This is a genomic window from Pseudomonas sp. SR18 (assembly GCF_023701505.1).
Lineage (GTDB): Bacteria > Pseudomonadota > Gammaproteobacteria > Pseudomonadales > Pseudomonadaceae > Aquipseudomonas > Aquipseudomonas cyclaminis.
Window position 1 is genome coordinate 19,377 of record NZ_JAMQAU010000008.1, and the last position, 26,572, is coordinate 45,948.

Annotated in this window: 20 protein-coding genes, 1 tRNA gene and 3 pseudogenes; 12 read left to right on the top strand and 12 right to left on the bottom strand. The window is 61.7% G+C overall.

Features of this window, described 5'->3' with window-relative positions; all coding sequences use genetic code 11:
• The first annotated feature begins 11 nt into the window (after positions 1 to 11).
• Together NDJ82_RS13550 and NDJ82_RS13555 are read left to right on the top strand one after the other, a co-directional pair.
• Positions 12 to 1,118: an efflux RND transporter periplasmic adaptor subunit gene (locus tag NDJ82_RS13550; RefSeq protein WP_250925684.1), complete on the top strand. Its 1,107-nt coding sequence runs from the start codon at positions 12 to 14 to the stop codon at positions 1,116 to 1,118.
• An 18-nt stretch (positions 1,119 to 1,136) separates the two neighbouring features.
• Complete coding sequence (locus tag NDJ82_RS13555) at positions 1,137 to 4,271, top strand: CusA/CzcA family heavy metal efflux RND transporter (protein ID WP_250925685.1); 3,135 nt, start codon at positions 1,137 to 1,139, stop codon at positions 4,269 to 4,271.
• A 65-nt stretch (positions 4,272 to 4,336) separates the two neighbouring features.
• Here the strand turns inward: NDJ82_RS13555 and NDJ82_RS13560 are convergent, their stop codons facing one another.
• The 3 genes from NDJ82_RS13560 to NDJ82_RS13570 form a co-directional block, all read right to left on the bottom strand.
• Complete coding sequence (locus NDJ82_RS13560) at positions 4,337 to 5,722, bottom strand: heavy metal sensor histidine kinase (protein ID WP_099583912.1); 1,386 nt, start codon at positions 5,720 to 5,722, stop codon at positions 4,337 to 4,339.
• Positions 5,719 to 6,393 carry a heavy metal response regulator transcription factor gene (locus tag NDJ82_RS13565; RefSeq protein ID WP_099583913.1) on the bottom strand — a complete coding sequence of 225 codons (675 nt, stop codon included), beginning with the start codon at positions 6,391 to 6,393 and terminating at the stop codon, positions 5,719 to 5,721. Before NDJ82_RS13565 ends, NDJ82_RS13560 begins: the two co-directional genes overlap by 4 nt.
• Before the next feature lie 340 nt (positions 6,394 to 6,733).
• A complete protein-coding gene (locus NDJ82_RS13570; RefSeq protein WP_250925686.1) occupies positions 6,734 to 8,053 on the bottom strand; it encodes an OprD family porin in 1,320 nt (439 codons plus the stop codon).
• A 225-nt stretch (positions 8,054 to 8,278) separates the two neighbouring features.
• On the opposite strand from NDJ82_RS13570, the gene NDJ82_RS13575 reads away from it, so the two are divergent.
• The 3 genes and pseudogenes from NDJ82_RS13575 to NDJ82_RS27685 form a co-directional block, all read left to right on the top strand.
• Positions 8,279 to 8,611 (top strand): DUF2790 domain-containing protein, encoded by a 333-nt coding sequence (locus NDJ82_RS13575; protein WP_099583914.1) that lies wholly within the window; start codon positions 8,279 to 8,281, stop codon positions 8,609 to 8,611.
• A 196-nt stretch (positions 8,612 to 8,807) separates the two neighbouring features.
• Positions 8,808 to 9,491: pseudogene (locus NDJ82_RS27680) on the top strand (PAS domain-containing protein); the annotation flags it as partial.
• A gap of 111 nt (positions 9,492 to 9,602) precedes the next feature.
• Positions 9,603 to 10,034, top strand: a pseudogene (locus NDJ82_RS27685) (methyl-accepting chemotaxis protein); the annotation flags it as partial.
• Positions 10,035 to 10,100: 66 nt separating this feature from the next.
• Here NDJ82_RS27685 and NDJ82_RS13585 read toward each other — a convergent pair.
• Positions 10,101 to 10,910 (bottom strand): AraC family transcriptional regulator, encoded by an 810-nt coding sequence (locus tag NDJ82_RS13585; protein ID WP_112193313.1) that lies wholly within the window; start codon positions 10,908 to 10,910, stop codon positions 10,101 to 10,103.
• A 95-nt stretch (positions 10,911 to 11,005) separates the two neighbouring features.
• On the opposite strand from NDJ82_RS13585, the pseudogene NDJ82_RS13590 reads away from it, so the two are divergent.
• Both NDJ82_RS13590 and ddlA read left to right on the top strand, forming a co-directional pair.
• Positions 11,006 to 11,179: pseudogene (locus NDJ82_RS13590) on the top strand (lysine transporter LysE); the annotation flags it as partial.
• Between the two features lie 44 nt (positions 11,180 to 11,223).
• Positions 11,224 to 12,318, top strand: a complete 1,095-nt coding sequence (ddlA, locus tag NDJ82_RS13595; protein WP_250925688.1) for a D-alanine--D-alanine ligase — start codon at positions 11,224 to 11,226, stop codon at positions 12,316 to 12,318.
• 37 nt (positions 12,319 to 12,355) lie between these two features.
• Here the strand turns inward: ddlA and ggt are convergent, their stop codons facing one another.
• The 7 genes from ggt to NDJ82_RS13630 form a co-directional block, all read right to left on the bottom strand.
• On the bottom strand, positions 12,356 to 14,185 hold the full coding sequence (gene ggt, locus NDJ82_RS13600) for a gamma-glutamyltransferase (protein WP_250925689.1): 1,830 nt from the start codon (positions 14,183 to 14,185) through the stop codon (positions 12,356 to 12,358).
• Between the two features lie 35 nt (positions 14,186 to 14,220).
• A complete protein-coding gene (locus NDJ82_RS13605; RefSeq protein ID WP_250925690.1) occupies positions 14,221 to 15,000 on the bottom strand; it encodes a PhzF family phenazine biosynthesis protein in 780 nt (259 codons plus the stop codon).
• Positions 15,001 to 15,097: 97 nt separating this feature from the next.
• Positions 15,098 to 17,539, bottom strand: a complete 2,442-nt coding sequence (locus NDJ82_RS13610) for a TonB-dependent siderophore receptor (RefSeq protein ID WP_250925691.1) — start codon at positions 17,537 to 17,539, stop codon at positions 15,098 to 15,100.
• A gap of 103 nt (positions 17,540 to 17,642) precedes the next feature.
• A complete protein-coding gene (locus NDJ82_RS13615) occupies positions 17,643 to 18,089 on the bottom strand; it encodes a FecR family protein (protein ID WP_250925692.1) in 447 nt (148 codons plus the stop codon).
• Positions 18,086 to 18,358, bottom strand: a complete 273-nt coding sequence (locus NDJ82_RS13620; RefSeq protein WP_250925693.1) for a FecR/PupR family sigma factor regulator — start codon at positions 18,356 to 18,358, stop codon at positions 18,086 to 18,088. The genes NDJ82_RS13615 and NDJ82_RS13620 overlap by 4 nt, the downstream gene beginning before the upstream one ends.
• Positions 18,351 to 18,878, bottom strand: a complete 528-nt coding sequence (locus NDJ82_RS13625) for an RNA polymerase sigma factor (RefSeq protein ID WP_099583922.1) — start codon at positions 18,876 to 18,878, stop codon at positions 18,351 to 18,353. Before NDJ82_RS13625 ends, NDJ82_RS13620 begins: the two co-directional genes overlap by 8 nt.
• Positions 18,879 to 18,960: 82 nt before the next feature.
• The gene (locus NDJ82_RS13630; protein ID WP_099583923.1) at positions 18,961 to 19,626 is read right to left on the bottom strand and encodes a GntR family transcriptional regulator; all 666 of its coding nucleotides are present in this window, start codon (positions 19,624 to 19,626) and stop codon (positions 18,961 to 18,963) included.
• Positions 19,627 to 19,879: 253 nt separating this feature from the next.
• Between NDJ82_RS13630 and NDJ82_RS13635 the strand changes: the two genes are divergently transcribed.
• From NDJ82_RS13635 to NDJ82_RS13655, 5 genes are read left to right on the top strand one after another with little or no spacing between them, the layout of a single operon-like run.
• The gene (locus NDJ82_RS13635) at positions 19,880 to 21,112 is read left to right on the top strand and encodes an NRAMP family divalent metal transporter (RefSeq protein WP_099583924.1); all 1,233 of its coding nucleotides are present in this window, start codon (positions 19,880 to 19,882) and stop codon (positions 21,110 to 21,112) included.
• Between the two features lie 28 nt (positions 21,113 to 21,140).
• Complete coding sequence (locus tag NDJ82_RS13640) at positions 21,141 to 21,911, top strand: LamB/YcsF family protein (RefSeq protein WP_250925694.1); 771 nt, start codon at positions 21,141 to 21,143, stop codon at positions 21,909 to 21,911.
• On the top strand, positions 21,908 to 22,714 hold the full coding sequence (locus NDJ82_RS13645; RefSeq protein WP_191948008.1) for a putative hydro-lyase: 807 nt from the start codon (positions 21,908 to 21,910) through the stop codon (positions 22,712 to 22,714). The genes NDJ82_RS13640 and NDJ82_RS13645 overlap by 4 nt, the downstream gene beginning before the upstream one ends.
• Positions 22,715 to 22,723: 9 nt before the next feature.
• Positions 22,724 to 24,343 (top strand): 5-oxoprolinase subunit B/C family protein, encoded by a 1,620-nt coding sequence (locus NDJ82_RS13650; RefSeq protein WP_250925695.1) that lies wholly within the window; start codon positions 22,724 to 22,726, stop codon positions 24,341 to 24,343.
• A complete protein-coding gene (locus tag NDJ82_RS13655) occupies positions 24,340 to 26,079 on the top strand; it encodes an acetyl/propionyl/methylcrotonyl-CoA carboxylase subunit alpha (RefSeq protein ID WP_250925696.1) in 1,740 nt (579 codons plus the stop codon). The genes NDJ82_RS13650 and NDJ82_RS13655 overlap by 4 nt, the downstream gene beginning before the upstream one ends.
• 195 nt (positions 26,080 to 26,274) lie before the next feature.
• Here the strand turns inward: NDJ82_RS13655 and NDJ82_RS13660 are convergent.
• Positions 26,275 to 26,351, bottom strand: a tRNA-Met gene (locus NDJ82_RS13660).
• Positions 26,352 to 26,572: the final 221 nt, after the last annotated feature.

Here is a 26,572-nt window from a genome sequence, read left to right on the forward strand (position 1 = left end):
TGGAGTCCCCTATGAATAGAAAACACGGCGTGGCGCTTGCCGTCGCCTTGGGCCTGATGCTGTCCAGCCTGGCCAATGCCGAGGAAGAAGAAGGTGCGCTCGAACTCACCGTGCAGCAAATCGAGGCCGCCGGCATTCAACTCGCCCAGGCCCGACCACGGCCCATCAGCACCTTGCTGACGCTGCCGGGAGAGGTACGTTTTGACGAAGATCGCACCTCCCACATCGTCCCGCGTGCCGCCGGGGTGGTTGAGTCGGTGAAGGTCAATCTCGGTCAGTCGGTGAAGAAGGGCGAACTGCTGGCGGTGATCGCCAGCCAGCAGATTTCCGATCAGCGCAGCGAGTTGGCCGCCAGCGAGCGCCGGGTCGAACTGGCGCGCACCACCTTCCAGCGCGAACGCCAGTTATGGCAGGACAAGATCTCCGCCGAGCAGGATTACCTGCTGGCGCGCCAGGCCCTGCAAGAGGCCGAAATCGCCCTCGACAATGCCCGCCAGAAGATGACCGCCCTGAGTGGCAGTGCCGTATTGGTCGGCGGCAATCGCTACGAACTGCGTGCGCCATTCGCCGGTGTCGTGGTGGAAAAGCACCTGGGGGTTGGCGAGGTCGTCAGCGAAACCAGTAACGCCTTTACCCTCTCGGACCTGTCCCAGGTGTGGGTCACCTTCGGCGTATTCCCCAAGGACTTGAACAAGGTACGCATCGGCAAACCGGTGACCGTCAGCTCCACGGAACTGGGCACCGACGTGCGCGGCACCGTGGCCTACGTCGGCAGCCTGCTCGGCGAACAGACGCGCACCGCCACCGTGCGCGTGAGCGTGCCCAACCCGGACGACGCCTGGCGCCCAGGGTTGTTTGTCACCGTGCAACTGGCCACGGACACCGCCCAGGCCAAGGTCACCATCCCTCAGGAAGCGATCCAGACGGTCGAGGACAAGCCCTCGGTATTCGTGCGCACGCCAGACGGTTTTATCACCCGTCACCTTGAGCTGGGCGTCAGTGAGAACGGCTACGTCGAAGTGCGCCAGGGGCTGGCCGCCGGCGAGCAAGTGGCCACGGTCGGCAGCTTCATCCTCAAGTCCGAACTGGGCAAAGGCTCGGCCGAGCACGCCCATTGATCCTGCGAGTGATTCCCCATGTTTGAGCGCCTTATCCAATTCGCCATCGAGCAGCGCATCATCGTGCTGCTGGCGGTGCTGTTGATGGCCGGTGTCGGCATCGCCAGCTATCAGAAATTGCCCATCGACGCGGTGCCCGACATCACCAACGTACAGGTGCAGATCAACTCCGCAGCGGCCGGGTTTTCGCCGTTGGAAACCGAACAACGCATCACCTTTCCCATTGAAACGGCCATGGCCGGGTTGCCGGGCTTGCAGCAGACGCGTTCGCTGTCGCGCTCCGGGTTGTCCCAGGTCACGGTGATTTTCAAGGACGGCACCGACCTGTTCTTTGCCCGACAACTGGTCAATGAGCGCCTGCAAGTGGCCCGCGAGCAATTGCCCAGCGGCATCGAAACGGCGATGGGGCCGATCTCCACCGGGCTCGGGGAAATTTTCCTGTGGACCGTGGAAGCCAACGACGGTGCGCTCAAGGATGACGGCACGCCTTACACGCCGACAGACTTGCGCGTGATTCAGGACTGGATCATCAAGCCGCAACTGCGCAACGTGCCGGGCGTGGCCGAGATCAACACCATTGGCGGCTTTGCCAAGGAATACCAGATTGCCCCTGATCCCAAGCGCCTGGCGGCCTACAACCTGACCTTGAGCGATCTGGTCACCGCGCTGGAACGCAACAACGCCAACGTCGGCGCCGGTTATATCGAGCGCAGTGGCGAGCAATTGCTGATCCGCGCACCGGGGCAATTGGCGTCCATCGATGACATCGCCAACATCGTCATCACCTCTGCGGACGGCACGCCAATTCGTGTGCGCAACGTGGCCCAGGTCGACATCGGACGCGAGCTGCGCACCGGCGCCGCTACGGAAAACGGCCGTGAAGTGGTACTGGGCACCGTGTTCATGTTGATCGGTGAAAACAGCCGCAGCGTGTCCCAGGCCGTGGCGAAAAAACTTGAAGAGATCAACCGTTCGCTGCCCGAAGGCGTGGTGGCCGTCACCGTTTACGACCGCACCAACCTGGTCGAAAAAGCCATCGCCACCGTCAAGAAAAACCTTTTTGAAGGCGCGCTGTTGGTGGTCGCGGTGCTGTTTCTGTTCCTGGGCAATATCCGCGCGGCGTTGATCACCGCAATGGTGATTCCCCTGGCGATGCTGTTCACCTTCACCGGCATGTTCACCCACAAAGTCAGCGCCAACCTGATGAGCCTCGGCGCGCTGGATTTCGGCATCATCGTCGACGGCGCGGTGGTGATCGTCGAGAACGCCATCCGCCGCCTGGCCCATGCGCAACAGCGCCATGGCCGTCTGTTGACCCGCAGCGAGCGCCTGCACGAAGTGTTTGCCGCCGCCAAGGAAGCGCGGCGTGCGCTGATCTTCGGGCAGTTGATCATCATGGTCGTCTACCTGCCGATCTTCGCCCTCACCGGTGTGGCCGGGAAGATGTTCCACCCCATGGCCTTCACCGTGGTGATCGCCTTGCTCGGCGCGATGATTCTGTCGGTGACCTTCGTACCGGCGGCGATTGCGCTGTTTGTTACCGGCAAGGTCAAGGAAGAGGAGAACCTGGTGATGCGCAGCGCACGCCGGGTGTACGCGCCGGTGCTGGACTGGGTGATGACGCGACGTGCGCTGGTGTTCGGTCTGGCACTGTTGAGCATCGTCGCTTCGGGTGCGGTGGCCAGCCGCATGGGCAGTGAATTCATCCCCAGCCTCAGCGAAGGCGACTTCGCCCAACAGGCCCTGCGCGTGCCTGGCACCAGCCTCACGCAATCGGTGCAGATGCAGCAGCAGCTTGAGAAGGTGTTGATGGCCCAGGTGCCGGAAATCGAGCGAGTATTTGCCCGCACCGGCACCGCAGAAATTGCCTCCGACCCGATGCCGCCGAATATTTCCGACAGCTACGTGATGCTCAAGCCGAAGGACCAATGGCCCGATCCGAAAAAATCCCGCGAGGCGCTGATCGCCGATATCCAACGCGCCAGTGCGATCGTGCCAGGCAGTGCGTATGAGCTGTCGCAGCCGATCCAACTGCGCTTCAACGAGCTGATTTCCGGGGTACGCAGTGACGTGGCGGTGAAGGTGTTTGGCGATGACATGGCGGTGCTGAACAGGACTGCCGGGGAAATCGCCGAGACCTTGCAGAAGCTCGATGGCGCCTCAGAAGTGAAGGTGGAACAGACCGCCGGTTTGCCGGTGCTGACCATCAATATCGACCGCGACAAGGCGGCGCGTTTTGGCCTGAATGTCGGCGATGTGCAGGACACCCTCGCGGTGGCCGTCGGTGGGCGCCAGGCCGGTACGTTGTATGAAGGCGACCGCCGTTTCGACATGGTCGTGCGTTTGTCCGACGCGCTGCGCACCGATATCGACGGCCTGTCACGGTTGCTGATTCCGGTGCCGGCGCAGGCCTCCGGGCAATTGGGTTTTATTGCCTTGTCCCAGGTTGCCAGCCTGGACCTGGCGCTCGGCCCGAACCAGATCAGCCGCGAGAACGGCAAGCGCCTGGTGATCGTCAGCGCCAACGTGCGCGGGCGCGATATTGGCTCGTTCGTGGCAGAGGCCGAAGCAGCGATCACCGGCCAAGTGAAAGTACCGGCGGGCTACTGGACGTCCTGGGGCGGCCAGTTCGAACAGCTCAAGGAAGCCTCCGAGCGCTTGCGCATCGTGGTGCCGGTGGCGCTGCTGCTGGTGTTCGGCTTGCTGTTCATGATGTTCAACAACCTCAAGGATGGGCTGTTGGTGTTTACCGGGATTCCGTTCGCGTTGACCGGTGGGATCATGGCCTTGTGGCTCAGGGATATTCCGCTGTCGATCTCGGCGGGAGTGGGCTTTATCGCGTTGTCCGGTGTGGCGGTGCTCAACGGTCTGGTGATGATTGCCTTCATCCGCAACCTGCGCGAGGAAGGGCGTTCGTTGTCGGTGGCGACCACCGAGGGTGCGCTGACCCGACTGCGCCCCGTGTTGATGACCGCGTTGGTAGCGTCCCTCGGGTTTATCCCCATGGCGTTGGCCACCGGCACTGGGGCTGAGGTGCAAAGGCCGCTGGCAACCGTGGTGATCGGCGGGATTATCTCCTCGACGTTGCTGACCTTGCTGGTGTTGCCGGCGTTGTACCAGTGGGCGCATCGCAAGGAAGAGGGCACGGCTTAAGGTGCTCAAGGTGCTTAAGGCGCTTAGGGTGTATTTTTTTGTGGTGAGCGGGCTCACCACAACTGTCAGGGAAGCGGAAACACCAGGCTGAACCGTGTAAAAACGCCGGGCTGGCTGCTGACGTCGGCGTGGCCCTGATGCAAATGCATGATCGATTGCACGATGGCCAGCCCCAGGCCCGTGCCGCCTTCGGCGCGGGTGCGGCTGCTGTCGGCGCGGTAGAAGCGTTCGAACAGGTGCGGCAAATGGTGCGCTTCGATGCCGCGACCGGGGTTGCCCACCGACAGCGCGACGCTCTGGTCGTAGGTTTCCACCAGCAGCAACACACTGGCGCCGCTCGGTGTATGCCGAATCGCGTTGGACAGCAGGTTGGAGATGGCGCGCTGGATCATCAGGCGATCCCCGGTCACCCAGGCGTCGCCGCGCAGGCTCAGGGTGACTTGCTTGTCCTCGGCACTCAGGGCGAACAGTTCAATCACCCGCTGCGCTTCGTCACCCAGCGATACTGCCCCAAACTCGGCGCGTGCCGCCGGGTGGCTGACCTGGGCCAGAAACAGCATGTCGGAAACGATGCGCGACAGGCGTTCCATTTCCTCGGTGCAGGACTCCAGCCCGGCCTTGTAGTCTGCCGAAGGCCGCTCGCGAGACAGCGTCACCTGGGCCTTGCCCATCAGGTTGGTCAACGGCGCACGCAGTTCGTGGGCCAGGTCGTCGGAGAATTGCGACAGCTGCTGTACGCCGGCATCCAGGCGATTGAGCATCACGTTGAAACCCTGGGCCAACTCGCCCAGTTCCTTGGGCAGGTTATCCACGGACAAGCGATGGGTCAGGTCCTGAGTGGTGACCTGGGCGGCCACATGGCTGAACTGCTTCAACGGTGCCAAGCCGCGCTGCACCAGCCACCAGGCGCCCATGCCGATCAGGATCAACAGCAACGGCACGGCGATCACGGTGGAGCGCAGGTAGGCGCTGAGCAACGCTTCATCGTCGGAGCGGTCCAGCGACAGCAATACACGCACATAGTCGCCACCGCGCAGGGGCATCACGTGGGTGGCAGTGAGGATGCGATTGTCGCGGCCGTCCACCCAATTCACGTAGGCCAGGTTTTTGCCGGCGGGTGCGTCGAGCAACAACGGCTGCTGGGGTTTGGCCCCCACGCTGAGCAGCACCGGCGCGTCAGGCTGGGTGCCGGTGATGGTCAGGTAAATATTGTCGTGGCCCATCACCAGGTCCAGCAACGAATGGGGGCGGGCGGCGATGTCGTGGGGTTTGAGGTCCTGGCGCAGGCTGTGTTCCAACTGCTCCATTTTGTTTTCCAGGCCCTTGCGCGCGAGGTTTTCCAGCTCGTGGGTCAGGGCCAGGTAGGCGAGGGTCGCGAGCAGCACCACCAGCCCTGCGCCCATCAGGCTGACCGTCAGGCCCAGGCGCATCGACAGGCTGCTGGTCTTCATTGGCGCGCTTCCAGCACATAACCCACGCCGCGAATGGTGTGGATCAGCTTGACCTCGCTCTGGTCATCGACCTTGCCGCGCAGGCGGCTGATGGAGACTTCCACCACGTTGGTGTCGCAATCGAAGTTCATGTCCCACACCAGGGAAATGATCTGCGTGCGCGTCATCACTTCGCCGGTCTGGCGCATCAACACATGCAACAGGGCGAACTCCTTGGTGGTCAGGTCGATGCGTCGGTTGCCGCGATAGGCACGATGCCGACGCGGGTCCAACTCCAGGTCCGAGACGCGCAGCACGTCCGGCAGCGGGATATGTTCACTGCGCCGCAGCAAGGTGCGCACGCGGGCGAGCAACTCGGGAAATTCGAAGGGTTTGACCAGGTAGTCGTCGGCGCCCATGTCCAGGCCCTTGATCTTGTCGGCCAGGCGTCCGCGCGCGGTCAGCATCATCACGCGCTGGTTGCCCTCGCGGCGCAGTTGCTCCAGCACGTCCCAGCCATCGGTGTTGGGCAGGTTGACGTCGAGGATCACCAGTTCATAAGTGTTCTGCCTGGCCAGGTGCAGACCGTCGATGCCGCTGGCGGCGCAGTCGACGACGTAACCGCTTTCGGTCAGGCCTTGCTGCAAGTAATCGGCGGTTTTCTGCTCGTCCTCAACCACAAGGATACGCATGGGGATTTACCTTCAAGGAAACGAAAGGAGATGGCCTCATAGAGGCGCTGAGGGATCTGTAGGAAAACTCTGAAGCCTGAAGTAGCTTTAGGGTCAAGGCAGGTCAGGCCGCTGCGACGATTCGTCGCTGGATGCGCGCACAAAAAAAACGCCCCAAACGGGGCGTAAAAAATCATCTCTGTTCCAAAGGAGCTACACAAAAGCTGCAGAGATGAAGTGTGTTCGATGTGCAGTATAAAAAGTGCAACTTAACGAGAAGGTGAGGCCGATATTACAGTTCTGACAGACTTCAACTTGTTAAGAGATGTACGGCATTGGCAAGTGAATGTAAGTGGACCACCTAAAGCGCGGCCAACGGATACTCGACAATCACGCGAACTTCTTCCAGATCTGATTCGAATGCACTTGAGCGCACGGTGGCCTGGCGCAGCCTGAGGGATAGATCTTTCAAATTGCCACTTTGCACCACGTATTTGGCTTCGATATCCCGCTCCCAGCGGCGTTGATTGGTAAGCGGGTCGCCGGCCCCGTCGCGGCGCATGTACACCGCGTTGGCGTTGCTGTAATCGGCGCCGGTGCCTTTGGCGTAGCGGGTCATGAACGACAGGCCGGGGATGCCGAAGGCGTGCATGTCCAGGTCATAGCGGACCATCCACGAGCGTTCCTTGGGCGAGTTGAAGTCGCTGTACTGGATCGAGTTGTTGAGGAAGATCGAGTCCGAGTTGCGCAGGTAGTCGAAGTCGTCATCGCCGTTGTTGCGTTGATGGGACACGGCGAGGCTGTGAGCGCCGACCTTCGCGCCGAGCCGGGCACTCCAGATGGTGTTATCGAATTCACCGAGCAGTTTTTTACCTTCGTCCACCGCCTTGTAGACGTTGATGTCGCCGAACAACGAGACGTCGTCGCTCAGCGGGTAACTGGCGGCGCTGCCTGCGTAATACTGGTTCCACGCGTCCTTGAGGCGGCTGCCGTACAGGCTCAGGCTGAGGTGTTTGTTGAGCTGGTAATCGCCGCCGCCATAGGCGATCCAGGGCGAGTCGACGGGGCCTGCGTAAAACGTTGCGAAGCCTTTGTTCATGCCGCTTTGGGTGGGTTGGCTCATGCCGTCCAGGCGCCCGCCCTGCAAGGTCAGGCCGTCCAGGCTGGTGTTCTGCAAGGTCACGCCGCGAAAACTTTCCGGCAATACGCGCGAATCGCCGTAGGCCACTACCGGTGTGAGCGGGAACACGTCGCCGGCCTTGACCACCGTGTCCAGCACGCGCAGTTTCGCCGCGCCGCCGACTTTGCTGTAGCTGTCTTCGGGATGGTTGTTGCTGTCCACGGGCATGACCCCGAACGAGCCTTTGCCGCCGCTGCGACCGGTGCCCGAGTCGAGCTTCACGCCGATCATGGCAAACGCGTCCAGGCCAAACCCCACGGTGCCTTGGGTAAAGCCGGACTCGAATTTACCGATCAACCCCTGGGCCCAGGCCTCGGAATAGCCGTTGCCGGTTGGGCTGGACTGGCCCTTGCGGTCGTCCCGATTGAAGTAAAAATTGCGTGCGAGCACATTGATGCTGCTGCCTTCGATAAACCCTTCGGCCTTGTCCTCCACGGCCACAGCGGCCAAGGGCAGCGCGGCGCACAGTGAAAGGGGAAGGCTGTAATAACGGATGTGCATGTTTCGCTCCTCGGTATTGGCAGTGATCAGCTTCTTATGGAGGTGGGCGTTCTTATTGATCTGGCCCGGGCTGATAGTTGCAAACCGTGGATAACGATCAGGTGGCTTGAACATTACAATTCTGGAAACTCATCGGCATCTAACAAATAAGTAATGTTCTGGTGAACCTCATGACAGGGTGCGCTGGTTAGTCTCGGCACTGAACTTTCAGTCGAGGAATCAACCATGAACTTTTATCGCGTTGGCTTGGGTGTATTGATCGCAACGTTGTCATTGGGGGCGCTGGCCGAAAACGGCGGTGATCGCACCTTTGCCCTGATGATGGAGCGCAATGAAAAGGCCATGGCCGCCTATGCCGAAAAGCAGGGCAAGCCGGCGCCTCAAGTACAGGTGTATCGCTATGGCATGGATCTGGACATTGCCAAGGTGGTTAGTGTCACGCCGCCGATCCGTGCCTGTAACCCGGTGCCGTCGCGCATGACCTATGAAGACTCCAGCGGCGCCCTCAATACACTGGAGTATCAAGTCATGGGCGTGTGTCGAAATAACGGCGGTTAATAGCGTCAAAAAAAAGAGTCAGGTGTGGCACTGAAGTTCGCTTCAGAAAAGCCCCTCAGGGCCGATGCAGGTCAGATCACTCTCTCCAATTGACCATCGGTGCCTAATGTTCAACACCCGTTTGAAGCAGGAGCTGTCGGCTCTTCGCGAAGAATTGTCCAGCTTGCAGCAGGTCAAGGAGAGCCTGGAAAGCGAAATGTTGTGCCTGACGCTGGACGCCGATGGCCGGGTGGAATGGGCGAATGCCAATTTCCTGCAGGAACTGGCCTACCAGTCGAGCAACATTGTAGGGCGCCCTATTGAAGACTTGGTGCCGGCCCATGTGCGCCGGGATGAATTCCAGCAGCGCTTCAACAATGCCCTGCGCCGTGGCGAACACTTCGCTGGCACCGTGCGGCTGATGCGTGGCAATGGCCAGGAAGCCTGGCTTCGCTCCATCGTGCAGCCGGTGCGCAGTTCCGATGGACGCATCAAGCATTTCTCGATTTTTTCCAGCGACCTCACGCGCACCATCGAAGCGTCGCGTGAGCATGAAAACCTGATCACCGCGCTGGTACGCTCCACCGCCGTGATCGAGTTCGACCTGGGCGGCCATGTGCTCACCGCGAACGATCGCTTCCTTGCCGGCATGGGGTACAGCCTGGCGCAGATCCAGGGCAAACATCACCGTATGTTCTGTGAGCCGCAGGAATACAACAGCGACGAGTACCAGGCCTTCTGGAAGCGACTGAACAACGGTGAGTTTGTCGCATCGCGTTTCAAACGTGTGGACAGCCGTGGCCAGGTGGTGTGGTTGGAAGCCACCTACAACCCCGTGCTGGACGCCAACGAGCGGTTGTACAAAGTGGTCAAGTTCGCCACGGTGATCACCGATCAGGTCAACCGTGAACAGACGGTGGCCGATGCCGCGAACATCGCTTACAGCACCTCGCTGCAAACCGACAGCAGCGCCCAGCGCGGCACCACGGTGGTGACTCAGGCGGTCGAGGTGATGCGCGACCTGGCCACGCACATGCAACAGGCGGGCGAAGGTATCGAGGCGCTGAATGCGCAATCCCAAGTCATCGGCACCATCGTCAAGACCATCAGTGGCATCGCCGAACAGACCAACTTGCTGGCGCTCAACGCGGCCATCGAGGCGGCGCGTGCCGGCGAGCAGGGCCGCGGTTTTGCGGTGGTGGCTGATGAGGTGCGCCAACTGGCGTCACGTACCAGCAAAGCCACCGAAGAAATTGTCGGCGTGGTGCGTCAGAACCAGGACATGGCCCGCGACGCGGTGGCGCTGATGACCGACGGCCGCCTGCAAGCCGAGCAGGGCCTGGCCCTGGCAGCGGAGGCGGGTACGGTGATCGTGGAAATCCAGGACGGCGCCCAGAAGGTGGTCAGCGCCGTAGGGCAATTCGCAAACCAGCTATCGACCTGACCCGTAGGGCTGATGCTGAGGTGTCGTAGGTTTTTTCGTTTGAAGAGCCGATCTCAAGTCGCTGACTCAGCGCCCCAGCATCTTCACCCAGCGCGACGGCGGCATGCCGTAGGTGCTGCGAAACTGCCGGGTCATGTGACTCTGGTCGGTGAATCCGGCGGTCAAGGCTGCATCGACCAATGAACGCCCTTGGGCCAGCAGGCTGCGCACCAGATCCAGGCGGCGCATGGTCAGGTAGCGATAGGGGCTGGTGCCGAACAGCACACGAAAATCCCGCGACAACGCCCAGCGGTCACGGCCGGCGTGCTCGGCCATTTCATCCAGGGTGATGCTGCGGCCCAGGGCGCTGTGGATAAATTCCCGGGCGCGTTCGGCGGCCACGTAATCGAAGGTCTTGCGGCTGATGATGGCCCCGGCGGCAGTGCTGAGCGCGTGGGCCAGGTCGAACATCGCGTCCTGTTCCTGCAGTGGATCAATCGGGTGATCGAGGTTCTGCAGCAGCACTTCGCTGGCGCGGAACAGCCTGGGGTCAGTGGATAAACCACTGGGGATAAACGGCAGCGGCTTGCCGCCGAGAATCTGCTGGATCAGCGACGGCTCCACGTAAATCATCCGGTACTTGAAGCCCTCGTCGCTGCCGGCGTGGCCGTCGTGGGTCTCATCGGGATGGAGCACCATGGTCGTGCCGGGCAGGCTGTGGATCATGTCGCCGCGATAGTGAAAGCTCTGCACCCCAGACAAGGTACGCCCGATGGCGTAGGTGTCATGGCGATGGGGATCGAACGCGAAGCCCGCAAAGTACGCCTCGATACGGTCCAGGCCGCTGGCGTGCGGGGCGCGGTGCAGCCAGTCGAAGGTGGGGGTCGGTTTGCCCATGGTGGCTTGTCACAAAAAGAGAGGGAATTACGTTAACCCAGTCTGCATCGCCTGTCTGCCGGGGTCTTGTACGATTGTGCGGGCGGTGGGGGCGGCCTATGCTGGTGACCCTCATGGCTACCCTGTCGTTCAGTTGGTATTCCTGCGTGGCGCTGGTGTTTTCCAGTGCGCATATGGCCAGTCTCTACAGTCGCTCACGCAACTGGCTCGATCGTTTTGCCGGCGGTTGCTACGTGTTGTTCGGCGCAGATCTTGTAGCAAATCGCTGACGGCCCGTGGTAAGAAGCCTGACGTTTATTTGTGAGGTCGGGTCATGAGCAAGCTGCGGGTCGGTATTATTTTTGGGGGCCGTTCGGCTGAACACGAAGTGTCATTGCAGTCGGCGCGCAATATCGTTGACGCGCTGGACCGTTCGCGCTTCGAGCCCGTCCTGATCGGCATCGACAAGGCTGGCCATTGGCACCTCAACGACACCTCGAACTTCCTGATCAACCAGGAAAACCCGGCGCTCATCGCCCTCAACCAATCCAACCGCGAACTGGCGGTGGTGCCCGGCAAAGCCAGCCAGCAAGTGGTGGAAACCTCTGGCAGCGGCCTGTTGGCACACATTGATGTGATCTTCCCCATCGTCCACGGCACCCTCGGCGAGGATGGCTGCCTGCAAGGCCTGCTGCGCATGGCTGACCTGCCTTTCGTCGGCTCCGACGTGCTCGGTTCGGCGGTGTGCATGGACAAGGACATCAGCAAGCGCCTGCTGCGCGACGCCGGCATTGCGGTGACGCCGTTCATTACCCTGACCCGCAGCAACGCTGCGCGTACTTCCTTCGACACTGCGCTGAATAAACTCGGCCTGCCGATGTTCGTCAAACCGGCCAACCAGGGTTCGTCGGTGGGCGTGAGCAAAGTGGCGAATGAAGCCGAGTACCACGCGGCGGTTGACCTGGCCTTGGGTTTCGATGAAAAAGTGCTGGTCGAATCGGCCGTGCAAGGCCGTGAAATCGAATGTGCCGTGCTCGGCAATGAGCACCCCATCGCCAGCGGTTGCGGCGAGATTGTGGTGAGCAGCGGTTTCTATTCCTACGACAGCAAATACATCGACGACCAGGCGGCCCAGGTGGTGGTGCCGGCGGCGATCAGCCCCGAGGCCAGCGAGCGGATCCGTCAACTGGCCATTGAAGCGTTTGAGGTGTTGGGCTGCTCAGGCCTGGCGCGCGTTGACGTGTTTCTTACGGCAGACGGCGAAGTGCTGATCAACGAAATCAACTCACTGCCCGGCTTCACCCGCATCAGCATGTACCCCAAGCTGTGGCAGGCGGCGGGCATGAGCTACAGCGAGTTGGTAAGCCGCTTGATTGAGCTGGCGCTGGAACGGCATGCGGGGCGCAAGGGGCTGAAGATCAGCCGCTGACTTACCACGCCTCGCCACAGGGGAGGCTGTGTGTTCATCAATCCCCCAGGGCTTCGCCTTCACGCCGAGGATCCGCGCCGCCGCTCAGCGACACCTTGCCCTGAGCATCCCGCGTGCGAACAATCGCCTGCACGCCGCTGGTCATCTCGATCTCGCTCAGCGCATGGCCTTTGTCCTTCAGCGTCTGCTTCACGCCAGGGCTGAACAAACCGGCCTCCAACTCGGTAGCGCCGTTGCGGCTGCCGAAGTTGGGCAGGCTGATGGCGGCCTGTGGATCGAGGTTCCAGTCGAGCATGGCCACCAGGGATTTGCTCACGTATTCGATGATTTGTGAGCCGCCCGGTGAACCTACCGTGGCCAGCAGCTCACCGCTCTTGCGGTCGAATACCAGCGTCGGCGCCATGGCCGAACGCGGGCGTTTGCCGGGTTGCACGCGGTTGGCGACGGGCTGGCCGTTTTCTTCGGGGATGAACGAGAAGTCGGTCATCTGGTTGTTGAGCAAAAAGCCCTGAACCATTACATGTGCGCCAAACGCGGCTTCCACGGTGGTGGTCATCGACACGGCGCCGCCCCAGTCATCCACAGCCACCACTTGCGAGGTGGAGATGCGCAGCGGCGAACGGTCCGGCGCGTAAGCCACTTGAATGCCCGCAGGCTGGCCCGGTTTGGCGATGCCCATGCTGCGTTCACTGATCAACGTGGCGCGTTGGGCCAGGTAGTTCGGCGCGACCAGGCCAGCCACCGGCACCGGCGTAAAGTCCGCATCAGCCACATACAGCGCGCGGTCGGCGAAGGCCAGGCGGCCGGCTTCGGCGATCAGGTGCACGGCCTCGGGCATTGGCTCAAGCCCGGCAGGCGAGGCGCTCTTGATCGGTGTCATCGGTGCAATAGCCAGACGCGGATCGCGGGCTTCCAGGGCCTGCAACGTTCCGAGGATCTGCGCGACCGCAATCCCACCTGACGACGGCGGCGGCATGCCACAGATTTTCCAGCGTTTGTAATCGGTGCACAGCGGTTCACGCTCCTTGGCCGCGTAAGCCTTGAGGTCGGTCTGGGACAGGCTGCCCGGGTTGCGATTGCCCTGTACTTTGCGTGCGATCTCATAGGCAATCGGCCCGCGGTACAACGCGTCCGGACCCTCTGTGGCGATGCGCCTGAACACGGCGGCCAGCGCCGGGTTTTTCAGCAGCGTACCCGCGGCTTTGGGCGTGCCATCGGCATTCAGAAAGTAGGCGGCCATCTCTGGCGATTGCGCAATAAAGCGGTCTGCTGCGATCAGGCTGTGCAAGCGTGGTGAAATCGCGAAGCCTTGCTCAGACAAGCGGATCGCCGGTTCAAACAGCTTGGCCCATTGCAGGTGGCCGCTCTTCTTATGGGCCATTTCCAAGGCCCGCAACACACCGGGCGTGCCCACCGAGCGCCCGCCGATCTGCGCGTCGGTAAAGGCCATGGGTGTGCCGTCGGCATTGAGGAACAACCGCTGCGTCGCCCCGGCCGGTGCCGTTTCGCGGCCGTCATAGGCGCGCACCTTTTCCCCATCCCACAGCATGATGAACGCACCGCCGCCGATGCCGGAGGATTGCGGTTCCACCAGGGTCAACACCGCCTGCATGGCGATGGCGGCATCAATCGCCGAACCGCCTTGGCGCAACATCGCGCGGCCGGCTTCGGCGGCCAGCGGGTTGGCGGCGGCGGCCATATGCCGTTGCGCGTGCTGCGTGCTCAGGTCGGTGCGATAGCCCGAGCCCAGCTCCGGTGCCGGTGGTTGTTCGTTGACCGGGGTGTGGCAGGCCACAAGGGCCAGGGCTGCGGCAATAACCGACAACTGACGGCGGGAAATCGAAAACACGTGCTGAACTCCGTTCATTTTGAGAATGATCTGTTGTCCCTGGTTGCTGCCGATTACAGGTAGATCGTGCCTTGCATGTACAACACGGCCTTGCCGGAAATGATCACTCGGTCGCCTTTGAGCGCGCAGCGCAATTGGCCTTTGCGTTTACCGCCTTGTTCCGCCGTCAGTGTTGTTTTCCCCAGGCGTGCAGCCCAGAACGGCGCGAGCGAGGTGTGCGCAGAACCCGTGACCGGGTCTTCATTGACGCCCACGTTCGGCCCGAACCAGCGCGAAATAAAATCGAACTGCGTGCCTTGGGTGGTTACTGCGATCCCGCGTTTAGGCAGGCCCTTGAGCCGTGCGAAATCCGGCGTCAGCGCAGCGACCTGGGCTTCGTTGGCCACCAGCACGATGTAGTCATCGGTGCTGAATACTTCGGCGTGCTCGATCCCCAGGGCACTCAACATGCCGGCTGGCGGCTCACAGAGCTGCGGCGTCTTGGCCGGGAAATCCATCGCCAACTCATCGCCATCGCGTGTCACCCGCAGCTCGCCGCTGCGGGTGGAAAAGCGCAGCACTTCGGGTGCATCGGGCAACTGATTAATCAGCACCCACGCCGCCGCCAGCGTGGCATGGCCACACAGGTCCACCTCGACTTCGGGGGTAAACCAGCGCAACTCGTAGAACCCATCACGGGGCACGAAGTAGGCGGTTTCGGAGAGGTTGTTTTCGGCGGCGATACTTTGCAGTTGATCGTCAGGTAGCCACTCGGTGAGCGGGCACACGGCTGCCGGGTTGCCGCCGAAAGGATGTTGGCTGAAGGCGTCGACTTGGTAGATGTCCAGTTTCACCGTGAAGCACTCCGTGTGGTGGGAGGCTGGACACTAACAGTGGCAAAGCAGGGCGTCAAAAGCGGCCTGCCTTGGAATAGGCCGTGTGGCCAGGTCATCAGAAATCCCAGCGTGTGGTCAGCATGAAGTGACGCGGCGCGCCGTAGATGGCGGAGTTATAGAAACCCACGTTGGTGTAGTAGTGCTTATCGAACACGTTGTTCAGGTTCAGCGTGGTCGACAGGTTTTTGGTGAATTGGTAGCGCGTCATCAAATCCACCACCCAATAGGACTCCTGGGAGAATTCATCGGTAGTGCCCTTGGGGCTGTTGTAGATGTCCTGCCACACCGTGTTCTGCCAGCGCAGGCCACCGCCGACGCTGACTTTGTCCAACTCGCCCTTGAGCTTGTAGATCGTGTACATGCTCACCTGGTCTTCGGGTTCGAAGGTCGAGATTTTTTTGCCGGCATCGTCGCGCACCACTTTGTGAGTGTAGCCACCTTGCAACTGCCAGCCGGGGGCGATTTCGCCGGACAGTTCCAACTCATAGCCCTTGGTCGTCGCGTCGGTGCTCTTGAAGGCAAAGTTGGACGGGGTTGGCGTCTGGTTGTTGTAAGCGTCGTCGGGGAGGGAGCGGTTGCTTTCCTTGACTTCGAAGTACGCCAGGCTGGCGTTCATGCGACCGTCAAGGAACTCGCCCTTGAGGCCCACTTCGTAGTTCTCGCCTTCGTCCGGGTCGATCAGCTTGCGGTCGCGGTCGAGGTTGTAGCTTTCCTGGGGCATGAACACATCGGTGTAGCTGACATAGGCTGACAGGTTTTCCGTGAGGTCATAAATGGCCCCGGCATAGGGAATGAAACGACCGGTTTCACGGTAGGTGTCGGTGCTGCCGGTCAGGGTGTAGTCGACCACGCGACCGCCCAGCAACAGTTTCAGGTCATCGGTGAGGTTCCAGCGGGTGGTGACGTACATGCCGGTCTGGCGGATGGTGTCGTCGATGACTTGCGAGGCCACGCCCCAGTCGGGCTTGGCCAGGTTGCCGTGCCAGTTGAAGTAGTCGACGAGGTTGGCCGTGGGGAAGGTTTCATCCCAGTAGCCCTTGCCCTTCCAATGGGCGGTGCTGATCGAGCCGCCCACCACCAGGTCATGTTCGCGGCCGAGGAAGTTGAACGGGCCGCTGAGGTACAGGTCGGCTGAATCGCTGGTGGTCTCGCCTTTGTAGCGCTGCGCGTTGATGTCTGCAGTACCGTCCGCTGCCGGCTGGTAGAACTGGATCGCGCCCAGCTGGGCATCGTAGCCGTTGAGCTTGTGGTCCAGTTGCAGCTTGGTCACCCAGCCGTCGCCGAGGTCGTGCTCCAGGTTCGCGAACACCGTGCGGGTGTATTGCTGCCAACTGCTCCAGTCGGTGGCATTGCTGAAAGACCGCTTGGCATCGTTGAGCGCACCCGAATAGTTGAACAGCGGGAAACTGCCGGACCAGGTCGAGCCTTTGGGTTTGTTGTCCTGATAGTCCGCGCCGACGGTGAGCAGGGTATCGGGCGACAGGTCGAATTCAAGGATGCCGTAGAACACCGAGCTTTTGTTCGAGTAACGGTCGATCCACGACTTGCTGTCCTGATACGCCGCCACGGCACGCCCGCGCACATTGCCGGTTTCGGTCAGCGGGCCGCTGACGTCCACTTCCGTGCGGTAGTTGTCCCATGTGCCGGCTGCCGTGGTGATGTGGCCGAGAAACTCCGCCGTGGGCTTCTTGCGCACCAGGTTGATGGTGCCGCCCAGGGAGCCGGCGCCGCTGAGCAGGCCGGAGGCGCCTTTGAGCACTTCGACGCGGTCATAGATAGCCATGTCGCTCAGGGTGTTGCCCGCCGAATAGGCCACGTTGCGCACGGCCGAGGGGATGCCGTCGTATTGGAAATTGTTGATCGAGAAACCGCGCGAGTAGTAGTTGCTGCGGTCGGTGTCGTAGGCCGAGACGGTAATGCCGGGCGTGTGGCGCATCACGTCGTCGACGCTGTCGAGGGCGAAGTCGTCCATGTGCTGGCGCGTGACGACGCTGATGGACTGCGGCGTTTCACGGGGTGTGAGCACCAGGCGCGTGGCCGTGGCGATGGTCCCAGGTGTGTAGGAACCGGTCCCTTCGGTGACGGTGCCCAGTTGGTTGCTGATCACCGTGGTGGTGCCCAGTTGCAAGGCTGCGCCGGGCTGTTCGGTGCGGGTTAGCATCACCGCGTTGGGACCGTTTCGCTCGAAGCTCAGCGGCGTGCCTTCGAGCAGTTGGGCCAGCGCCTCCAGGGCGGTCATGCGGCCGTTGACACCGGGCGATTCGACGCCCTGGGCCAGGTCAGCCGTGTAGGCAATTTGCAGCCCGCTCTGCACACTCAATTGATCCAGGGCATTGACCAGCGACTGGCCGGCGATGGCAAAACTGCGGGTGTCCGCCGCTTCGCGAGTGGCCAGCTGGCCCGCCGGTTCCACGGCAACCGCGTGGCTGCACGCCAGGCAAATGGCGAGCGCCAGGACGCTGCGGGCATGGGTCGGATTGAATGCTGGAAAGTGCATGTGAGCCCCGTTAGAAATAGGAATGATTTGCAAAGGCAAAGTTCTTGACGGGTTGAACCTTCGAAAGCCGTAAAACTTTTTTCGACGGTGTCGGGGCTCTGTGTCAGCGGATAACCAGGATGCCACCGGGCAGGCGCTGGACCTGGGTGGACGTGACTTTACTCAATGCCTTTACGATCGCCACGGGGTCATCCAACTGGTAATTCCCGCTGACGCGCTCACTGGCGGCGGCATCGTTGAATAACAGGATCGGCGCCGGGTAATAGCGCCGGATCTCTTCGAGTACCTGCACCAGTGGCGCGTTCTGGAACGACAGCCGCCCGTTGATCCAGGCCATCTGCCGTTCACTGCCTTCCAGTGACAGCGGTTGCAACTGTCCATCGCGCAACTGTTGCCAGTTGCCCGCGTGCAACAGGCTCTGTTCGCCCTTGCGGTCGGCGAAGCGCACTTGGCCCTGGCGCACGGCGACGGTGACCCCCGAGTTGCGCTGGCTGACGCTCAATTGCGTGCCGACCACGGTCACGCTGGCCTCGGCGGTCTCGATGCTCATGGGGCGGTTGGCATCCTGGGAGGCTTGGCGATTAGCGGGGGCGGGGGTAATTCGAGGCCGACGGCGAGGTCTTTCAAGGCCTGTTCGAAGGCGCGGTTTTCCCACATCGTATCCAGTTCCGCATACGCGCTGGCGTGCCGGGGATCGGCCGTGCGCCACTGCTCAAAGCGCTGGCGGGTGATGAGGTTGCGCGCTGTCTCATCGCGCAGCGCGAACCAGTCGGCTGCCTGCTCACGTACGGCATCGGGAATGTCGGGGCGATCAATCATGGTAGGTCGTTTGCTTGACGCAGGCGGTGAGGGCTTGGCGCAGGTCCTTTTCCACCGTGCTCAACGATACCTGCAGGCGCTGGGCGATCTCGCCTTGGGACAGGTCGTGCAGTCGATGTAAAACCAGGATTTGTTGCTGGCGTTTGGGCAAGGTAGCGAGCACCTGTTGAAACTGCCGCAGTTGCTGCTGGCCCTGAGCCTGACTCTCCGGCCCGGGTGCCGTCGTGGGCACTTCGACCACCAGGCTTTCGGCCAAATGGCACTCATAGCGCCTTTTGCTGCGCACACTGCGCAAATGGTCAAAGGCCAGGTACTGCGCGGTTTGATAAAGAAACGGCTTCAAGTGTTCGATGGGGCGGGCGTACAGCGCCTTGGCTACCTTCAGGTAGGTTTCCTGGGCCAGGTCCTCCGCCTGGTTCGAACAGCCGACGACGCGCGACAGCATACGGATTAACGCACTGCGCTGCCCGATAAAAACGGCGCTGAGTTTTTCCTGATCCCCTGGCGTCCCTGTCTCCATGGCCCCGATACCTTACTGCTGCGTTGCGCGAATAGCAGGCATACTAATGAGAAGTTGTCTCATTTGATAGGGCGCTGGGTGACTATCGCCTCAGGCTGCGTTCGTAGGCGGCCAACACCGTTCGCTCCGATTGCACAAGGTAGGCATCCAGCATGACAGTCGCCTCGTCTGGCCGGCCCTCCTCAACGCACTGCAGTATCGAAGCGTTCATATTGAGAAACGGCAAATGCAAGAACTGAGGGTCGTTGAGCAGCCCGAACGCCAGCCGCAATTCAGCCGAGATCTGACCGTAGAACACCAGCAGGCGCGGGCTGTCGGCCAGTTCGACGATAGCGGTGTGGAACATCATGTTGGCCGTGCCGACCGCGCCCCAGTCTTTCGCTTCGCGCGCACGCACGCCCAATTCGACCGCCTCGCGCATGTGCAGCGTGCCTGGATGCTGGGGGTAACCCTGTGCGATCGCCTTGCACTCGATGAAGCGGCGCACCCGGTAGATGTCGATGATCGACCCCATGTCCGGTTCCGCCACCGTGACGCCGCGGTTGGGTTCGTGTTTGAGCAACCCTTCACGCGTCAGGACCCGGAAGGCCTCTCTCAACGTGTTGCGCGAAATATCCAGGTTCTCGGCCAGTGCCGCTTCTGAAAGGCGTTGGCCGGGCACGAGCTCGCCTTCGACCAGCATCCTGCGAATTTCCTGGGTGATGGTTTCTCCCAGTGATCTTGGCAGGGCGGAAGAGGCGTCGTTCATAAAAAATCCTAGGTGAGAAAACCGCTCCATTATTCCATCAGAGCGGGTGAGTGGCACAAGGATGACGCGCGTCGTATGCGTCATTAAGTAGCACATGCGCGGTATGAGGTAACAATTTGGTGCCAATCGCTCAACTATAGGATGTGAATTGTTCAACAAGAATGCCTTGATGCATCTACATTTCAGGGTGTTTGCCTGGGTCTTGGCATGCTCATTGCTCAGTCAAACTATCTCTCACTGTAGGAATGATGCCGTGACACAGACCCCTCAAGCGTTCACAAAAGCGCGGCGCGCTTCGTTGATCGCCGCGATTTTCATGATGGCGACGTCTGCCATCGGCCCTGGATTCATCACCCAGACCGCCACGTTCACGGCCAAGATGGGGGCGGCATTTGCGTTCGGTATCCTGGCGTCGATTCTGATCGACTTCGTGGTTCAACTTAACGTCTGGCGTATCGTTTCACTGACTCGAATGCGTGCCGCAGACGTGGCCAACAAAGCGATTCCAGGCAGCGGTTACCTGCTGGCGGTGCTGGTGATTTTCGGTGGGCTGGTATTCAACGTCGGCAACATCGCCGGTGCCGGGCTGGGTCTGAATGCGCTGATGGGGCTTGATGCAAAGTGGGGCGGTGGCCTGAGCGCCCTGCTGGCTATCGGCATCTTCCTCTCTCACCGCGCCGGGTTGGCCGTCGATCGGCTGATCGTCGTGCTGGGCGTGGTGATGATTGGCTTGACGCTGTTCGTGGCCTTCGCCTCCAACCCGCCTCTGGGTGAAGCCCTCTACCAGACCGTCCTTCCGGACCAGATCAACTTTGCCACCATTACCACCATTGTTGGAGGCACGGTCGGTGGCTACATCACCTATGCGGGGGCTCATAAACTGCTGGATCGCGGTGCTACCGGCGTCGAAAACCTCCAGGCTGTGACCAAGGCGGCCCTGAGCGGCATCCTGGTCACCGGCCTTATGCGCTATATCCTGTTTCTCGCCATCCTTGGCGTTGTTGCCAGCGGTGTCGTCATCGACACCTCGGGGCAGGGCGCCAATCCGGCTGCACAAGCCTTCCAGGCAGCCGCGGGACAGATCGGCCTGCGGATCTTCGGCCTCATCCTCTGGGCCGCCAGCATCACCAGTGTGATCGGCGCCGCGTACACGTCCATTTCCTTTATCACCGTATTCAAGCCGGACATCACCGAGCAGAGTCGCAACCGTGCCACCACTGTGTTCATCGCCGTATCGCTGCTGATCTTTGTTCTGTTGGGCACCGCGCCTGCCGCACTGCTGCTGTTTGCCGGCGGGTTCAACGGTCTGATACTGCCCATCGGCCTGAGCATCTTTATCTACGTCGGCTGGCGCCGATCCGACCTCATGGGCGGTTACCATTACCCACGCTGGCTCTTGGTCCTGGGCGCTCTGACCTGCCTGCTGACCTGGTACATGGCGATCAAATCCGTTGTGCCGATCTTTGCCATCCTCAGCGTCGCCTGAGCCGGATAACGAAAAAGGAGTTACGTGAATGCCAACGATAGATATCAACAGCGACCTCGGCGAAAGCTTCGGCGCCTGGAGCATGGGCGACGACGACGCCATGCTCGATGTGGTAACCAGCGCTAACGTCGCCTGTGGTTTCCACGCCGGCGACCCTGCCGGAATCCTGCGGACACTCAAAGCCGCCGCCGCAAGAAATGTCGCCATTGGCGCCCACGTTGCCTACCCGGACAAGGTGGGTTTCGGTCGACGGAACATGGACCTGGCCAGCGATGAACTCACCGCCGACGTGATCTACCAGATCGGTGCGCTGCAAGGCTTGGCCAAGGCTGCCGGCACCTCGGTGCGTTACGTGAAACCCCATGGCGCGTTGTACAACACCATTGCCCACGACCGTCGCCAGGCGCTGGCGGTGATCGCCGCCATCCGTGCCATTGATCCCACGCTGATCCTGGTGGCGTTGGCTGGCTCCGAGCTGATTGAGTGGGCACGTAACGAGGGCTTGCAGTGTGTCGCCGAGGCCTTCGCCGACCGTGCCTATACGCCGCAAGGCACCCTGGTTTCGCGACGCGAACCGGGCGCCGTGCTGCACGATCCGCAGCTTGTGGCTCAACGCATGTTGCGCCTGGTGCAAGACGGCACCCTCGAAGCCATCGACGGCACGCTCACCCGTATCCAGGCCGACTCGATCTGTGTCCACGGCGACAGCCCTGCCGCCGTAGAGATGGCTCGCGAATTGCGCCGAGTGCTGGAGCAGGCCAACCTGTCGCTGCAACCGTTTGCCGGAGGTCGTCCATGAATACGCTCGCCCGCGCCCGCCGAGCGGCCATTGCCGCTGCCCAGGACGCACGTCAAACCTACCGTGGCGGGCTGGTCACCCCCACGGCCGGCATCGCGCCGGGCATGACCCAGGCCAACCTGATCGCCTTGCCGCGCGAATGGGCCTACGACTTTCTGCTGTACGCCCAGCGCAACCCGAAAGCCTGCCCGATTCTCGACGTCAGCGACGCGGGCAGCCCGCGAACACTGTTGGCTGAAGGCGCGGACCTGCGTACCGACATCCCCCTGTATCGCATCTGGCGGGACGGCAAGCTGGTCGAGGAAGTCAGCGATGCCACCCAGGCTTGGGCCGAGCACGACGATATGGTGGCGTTTTTGATTGGCTGCAGCTTTACCTTTGAAACCGCCTTGCAAGAAGCCGGCATCGAAGTGCGGCATATCGCCGATGGCTGCAACGTACCGATGTACCGGACCAACCGCGCTTGCCGTCCGGCGGGACGTTTGCAGGGTGAAATGGTTGTGTCCATGCGCCCGATCCCGGCCGATCGTGTGGCCGAGGCCAGTGGCATCTCCGGGCGTTATCCGTCGGTCCACGGCGCTCCGGTGCATATCGGAGAGCCCGCGCTGCTGGGCATCCAAGACCTGAGTCGACCCGATTTCGGCGATGCCGTGCGCATCGAGCCCGGCGAAGTCCCGGTGTTCTGGGCCTGCGGTGTGACGCCCCAGGCGGCGGTGGCGGCGTCGGGCGTGCCCTTCGCGATCACCCACGCCCCTGGCCACATGTTCATTACCGATGTGCCTGACAGCACCTATCACGTCTAGGAGTCTCCCGTGCGTTTTCTACCGGTCAACCTGGACACCCTGCTCGTCGAATTGAACGATCTCGACGAGACCTTGGCTTTGTTCGACGCCCTGATGGCGGAGCCTATTGCGGGCGTGGAAGAAATTGTGCCTGCTGCGCGGACGCTGCTGATCCAGTTTCGCCCCAGCGCCATCGAGCGTCAGGCGCTGGTCGATCGTATCGCCGGCCGGGACCTGAGCCAGCGCCGCGAGGGCGAACAGCGCCGCGTGGAAATTCCCGTGCATTACAACGGCGAAGACCTCGGCGAGGTCGCCACGCTGCTCGGCATCAGCCGTAACGAAGTGATACAGCGCCACACCGCCCATGACTACAGCGTGGCCTTTTGTGGGTTCGCGCCGGGGTTTGCCTACCTCACGGGCGGCGCCGGTTTCCAGGTGCCGCGCCGACAAACCCCTCGCACCCGCATACCGGCGGGTGCCGTGGCGCTGGCTGGGGATTTCAGTGGCGTCTATCCGCAAGCCAGTCCTGGCGGCTGGCAGATCATCGGTGTCACGCCCCTGCAGATGTGGGACCTGAACCGCACGGAGCCGGCCCTGCTGCGCCCTGGTTATAAAGTGCGCTTTACCGACGCCGGCCCGCTCCCGGCCAACGGCCTGCCAACCCCCGCTGCGGCACTGCGTCCCGCCGCCCCCAGCGGTGCTTATCTGGAAATCATCCATCCTGGGTTACACAGCGTCTTGCAGGATATGGGACGGCCCGGCCAAACCGGTCAAGGCGTCTCCCGCTCTGGTGCGCTCGACCTCGGCGCCCTGCGCGCCGCCAACCGCGCGGTGGGCAATCGCTCGGACATGGCTTGCGTAGAGTCGGTACTTGGCGGCTTGAGCTTCGTTAGCCATGGCCGTGCGGTGATAGCGATCACCGGTGCGCACACGCCGGTCACCATCACCAACGCCAGTGGCCTGCAATGGCCGGCCAGCAACTATCAACCCATCGAACTGGACGTGGGTGACCGTGTCAGTCTGGGCGCACCGCTGGCGGGCCTGCGCAGCTACCTGGCCATTCGTGGCGGTTTTGAGGTCACGCCGGTGCTCGGCAGTTTGTCCACGGACACGTTGGCCCAGGTCGGCCCTGCGGCACTTGCCGCTGGTGATCGTCTGGGCTTCACCACCCTGACCACGGGCACCAGCGTATCGCTGACCGAAGCCCCGGCCTTTGAGCTGCCGACGGCGACCCATATCGTTACCCTTGATGTGGTCATGGGGCCGCGCACCGATTGGTTTACCGAAGACGCGATCCAGCGCTTGAGCAGCCAGCTCTGGCGCGTGACCTCACAGTCCAACCGGGTAGGCATTCGCCTGGCCGGTGATGCGCCGCTGACGCGCAGCAACCCTCAGGAACTGCCCAGCGAAGGCACCTCCGTCGGCGCTATCCAAGTGCCAGCCAGCGGCCAGCCCGTGCTGTTTTTGGCCGACCATCCGTTGACCGGTGGCTACCCGGTGATCGCCGCAGTGGCGACACACCACTTGGACCTGGCGGGGCAGATACCGATCAACGCGCAGATTCGCTTCAACCCCCTGGGCGGATTCCACGAAATCCGACCCAGCACAGACGCCTCTTCTTCAACTGCCGATGCGAAGACAACTCCATGAAAAAATTATTGATCGCCAACCGTGGTGAAATCGCCGTCCGCATCGCCCGCGCCTGTCGCGACTACGGTGTGCAGTCTGTCGCGGTGTATGCCGACGCGGACATCGACGCCCTGCATGTGCGCCAGGCGGACGAAGCGTTTTCGCTGAATGGCCAACGCCCGGCAGAGACCTACCTGGATATCGAAAAACTCCTGGCCATCGCCAAACGCAGCGGCGCCGATGCCGTGCACCCGGGTTATGGTTTTTTGTCGGAGCGCGCCGACTTTGCTCGCGCAGTGATCGCCGCTGGCTTGATCTGGGTGGGTCCCAACCCAGAGACCATCGACGTGCTGGGGGACAAGGTCGAAGCGCGGAAACTGGCCCAGCAGGTCGGCGCACCTCTGGTTGCGGGTACACCCGGACCTGTTGAAAGCGCCGCCCAAGTGCTGGCCTTTGCCGAGCAGTATGGCCTGCCGATTGCCATCAAGGCGGCCTTCGGCGGCGGGGGGCGCGGCATGAAAGTCGCGTGGCGCCCGGATGAGGTCGCCGAGCTGTTTGCCTCGGCCGTGCGAGAAGCCGAAGCCGCCTTTGGTCGCGGTGAGTGTTTCGTCGAGCAGTTCCTCGACCGCCCTCGGCACATCGAAGCGCAGATTCTGGGCGACAAACACGGCAAGGTGGTGGTCGTCGGCACGCGTGACTGCTCGCTGCAACGACGCAACCAGAAGCTGGTGGAAGAGGCGCCCGCGCCTTTTATCAGCGATGCGCAGCGCCAGCGCATTCATCAGTCCGCCCACGATATCTGCGCCAAGGCCGGCTACGTCGGCGCCGGCACGGTGGAGTTCCTGCTCAGTCAGGATGGCACCTTGTCGTTTCTTGAGGTCAACACGCGCTTGCAAGTCGAGCACCCGGTGACCGAAGAAACCACCGGCGTCGATCTGGTGATCGAGCAACTGCGCATCGCCGACGGTTTCCCTTTGTCGTTCAGCGAGACGCCAACCCCACGTGGCCATAGCTTTGAGTTTCGTATCAACGCCGAAGATGCGGGCAAGGGCTTCTTGCCGACACCGGGGCAAATTTCCGAGTTCCTGCCGCCCTCGGGCCCGGGCGTGCGCCTGGACAGCGGCGTGACCAGCGGTTCACGCGTGCCCAGCACCTTCGATTCGATGATGGCCAAACTGATCGTCAGCGGCGCCACCCGCGAACAGGCTATCGCCCGTGCACGCCGGGCACTGGCTGAATTCAACATCGAGGGCATCGCATCGGTACTGCCTTTCCACCGGGCCGTGATGGATCATGCCGACTTCACCGGTGCCGATCGCTTCGCCGTGCACACCCGCTGGATCGAAACCGACTTCGCCGAACAGATCACTATCGCGCCGCGCAACGCCATGTCAGCCGACCCTGACGTGCTGCGTACCTTTGTCGAGATCGACGGCAAGCGCCATGAGCTAGGCCTGCCTGCGGCCCTGTTGCGCGGTGTCAGCCTCAATGCCGCCGGTCCCGCCAGCGAAAGCACAATCACACGCGAGGCGGTTGATCCGCACGCGGTACTGACGCCGGTAGCAGGCAACCTGCACACCTGGGTCGTCGACGATGGCGAATCGGTCAGTGCCGGGCAAGTGATCGCGGTGGTCGAAGCGATGAAGATGGAAACATCGATTCTGGCCCCCTGTGCGGGTGAACTTCAGATTGCCAAACAGGCGGGTGATTACTTTGAAGCCGGCTCCCTGATCGGCCGTATCAACGCCGTCAGTTGATTCAACTGCTTCTTTCGCAGGCCTTACGCGCAACGGGTTAATCACCCGTTTGCCGCGTGCTTAATCGAGGCTTTCAGAGAGCATGCGTAATGTGAGAGGCGGATCTGGATGAAACTCCAGACACAAGAAAGCCCGCACTAGGCGGGCTTCTTGAGGTGATTCACAGACTGCTGTAGACATCTATGAATCGGTACTTGGTGGCTACGCAGGGACTTGAACCCCGGACCCCAGCATTATGAATGCTATGCTCTAACCAACTGAGCTACGTAGCCAAGTGGCGCGCATTATTCGCGTAGAACGCAAATGCGTCAAGCATTTTTGTGAAGATTTTTTCTACGCTTTCAATTGTTTAACGAAACTGAGGGTGTTGCGTGACTGCCAGCCTCTGCTTTCGTGATGTCTGGACAGTGGTGGGGGCCTGGCAACATTGGGGGCGCCGGCTGGAAACAGGTGGAGTCCGGTTGGGCAGATATCCCTGCCGCCCAACGTTTGG

Coding starts and splice junctions, on each gene's coding strand:
- NDJ82_RS13550 (WP_250925684.1), top strand. CDS start 12: ATGAATAGAAAACACGGCGTGGCGCTTGCCGTCGCCTTGGGCCTGATG.
- NDJ82_RS13555 (WP_250925685.1), top strand. CDS start 1,137: ATGTTTGAGCGCCTTATCCAATTCGCCATCGAGCAGCGCATCATCGTG.
- NDJ82_RS13560 (WP_099583912.1), bottom strand. CDS start 5,722: ATGAAGACCAGCAGCCTGTCGATGCGCCTGGGCCTGACGGTCAGCCTG.
- NDJ82_RS13565 (WP_099583913.1), bottom strand. CDS start 6,393: ATGCGTATCCTTGTGGTTGAGGACGAGCAGAAAACCGCCGATTACTTG.
- NDJ82_RS13570 (WP_250925686.1), bottom strand. CDS start 8,053: ATGCACATCCGTTATTACAGCCTTCCCCTTTCACTGTGCGCCGCGCTG.
- NDJ82_RS13575 (WP_099583914.1), top strand. CDS start 8,279: ATGAACTTTTATCGCGTTGGCTTGGGTGTATTGATCGCAACGTTGTCA.
- NDJ82_RS13585 (WP_112193313.1), bottom strand. CDS start 10,910: ATGGGCAAACCGACCCCCACCTTCGACTGGCTGCACCGCGCCCCGCAC.
- ddlA (WP_250925688.1), top strand. CDS start 11,224: ATGAGCAAGCTGCGGGTCGGTATTATTTTTGGGGGCCGTTCGGCTGAA.
- ggt (WP_250925689.1), bottom strand. CDS start 14,185: ATGAACGGAGTTCAGCACGTGTTTTCGATTTCCCGCCGTCAGTTGTCG.
- NDJ82_RS13610 (WP_250925691.1), bottom strand. CDS start 17,539: ATGCACTTTCCAGCATTCAATCCGACCCATGCCCGCAGCGTCCTGGCG.
- NDJ82_RS13615 (WP_250925692.1), bottom strand. CDS start 18,089: ATGAGCATCGAGACCGCCGAGGCCAGCGTGACCGTGGTCGGCACGCAA.
- NDJ82_RS13620 (WP_250925693.1), bottom strand. CDS start 18,358: ATGATTGATCGCCCCGACATTCCCGATGCCGTACGTGAGCAGGCAGCC.
- NDJ82_RS13625 (WP_099583922.1), bottom strand. CDS start 18,878: ATGGAGACAGGGACGCCAGGGGATCAGGAAAAACTCAGCGCCGTTTTT.
- NDJ82_RS13630 (WP_099583923.1), bottom strand. CDS start 19,626: ATGAACGACGCCTCTTCCGCCCTGCCAAGATCACTGGGAGAAACCATC.
- NDJ82_RS13640 (WP_250925694.1), top strand. CDS start 21,141: ATGCCAACGATAGATATCAACAGCGACCTCGGCGAAAGCTTCGGCGCC.
- NDJ82_RS13645 (WP_191948008.1), top strand. CDS start 21,908: ATGAATACGCTCGCCCGCGCCCGCCGAGCGGCCATTGCCGCTGCCCAG.
- NDJ82_RS13655 (WP_250925696.1), top strand. CDS start 24,340: ATGAAAAAATTATTGATCGCCAACCGTGGTGAAATCGCCGTCCGCATC.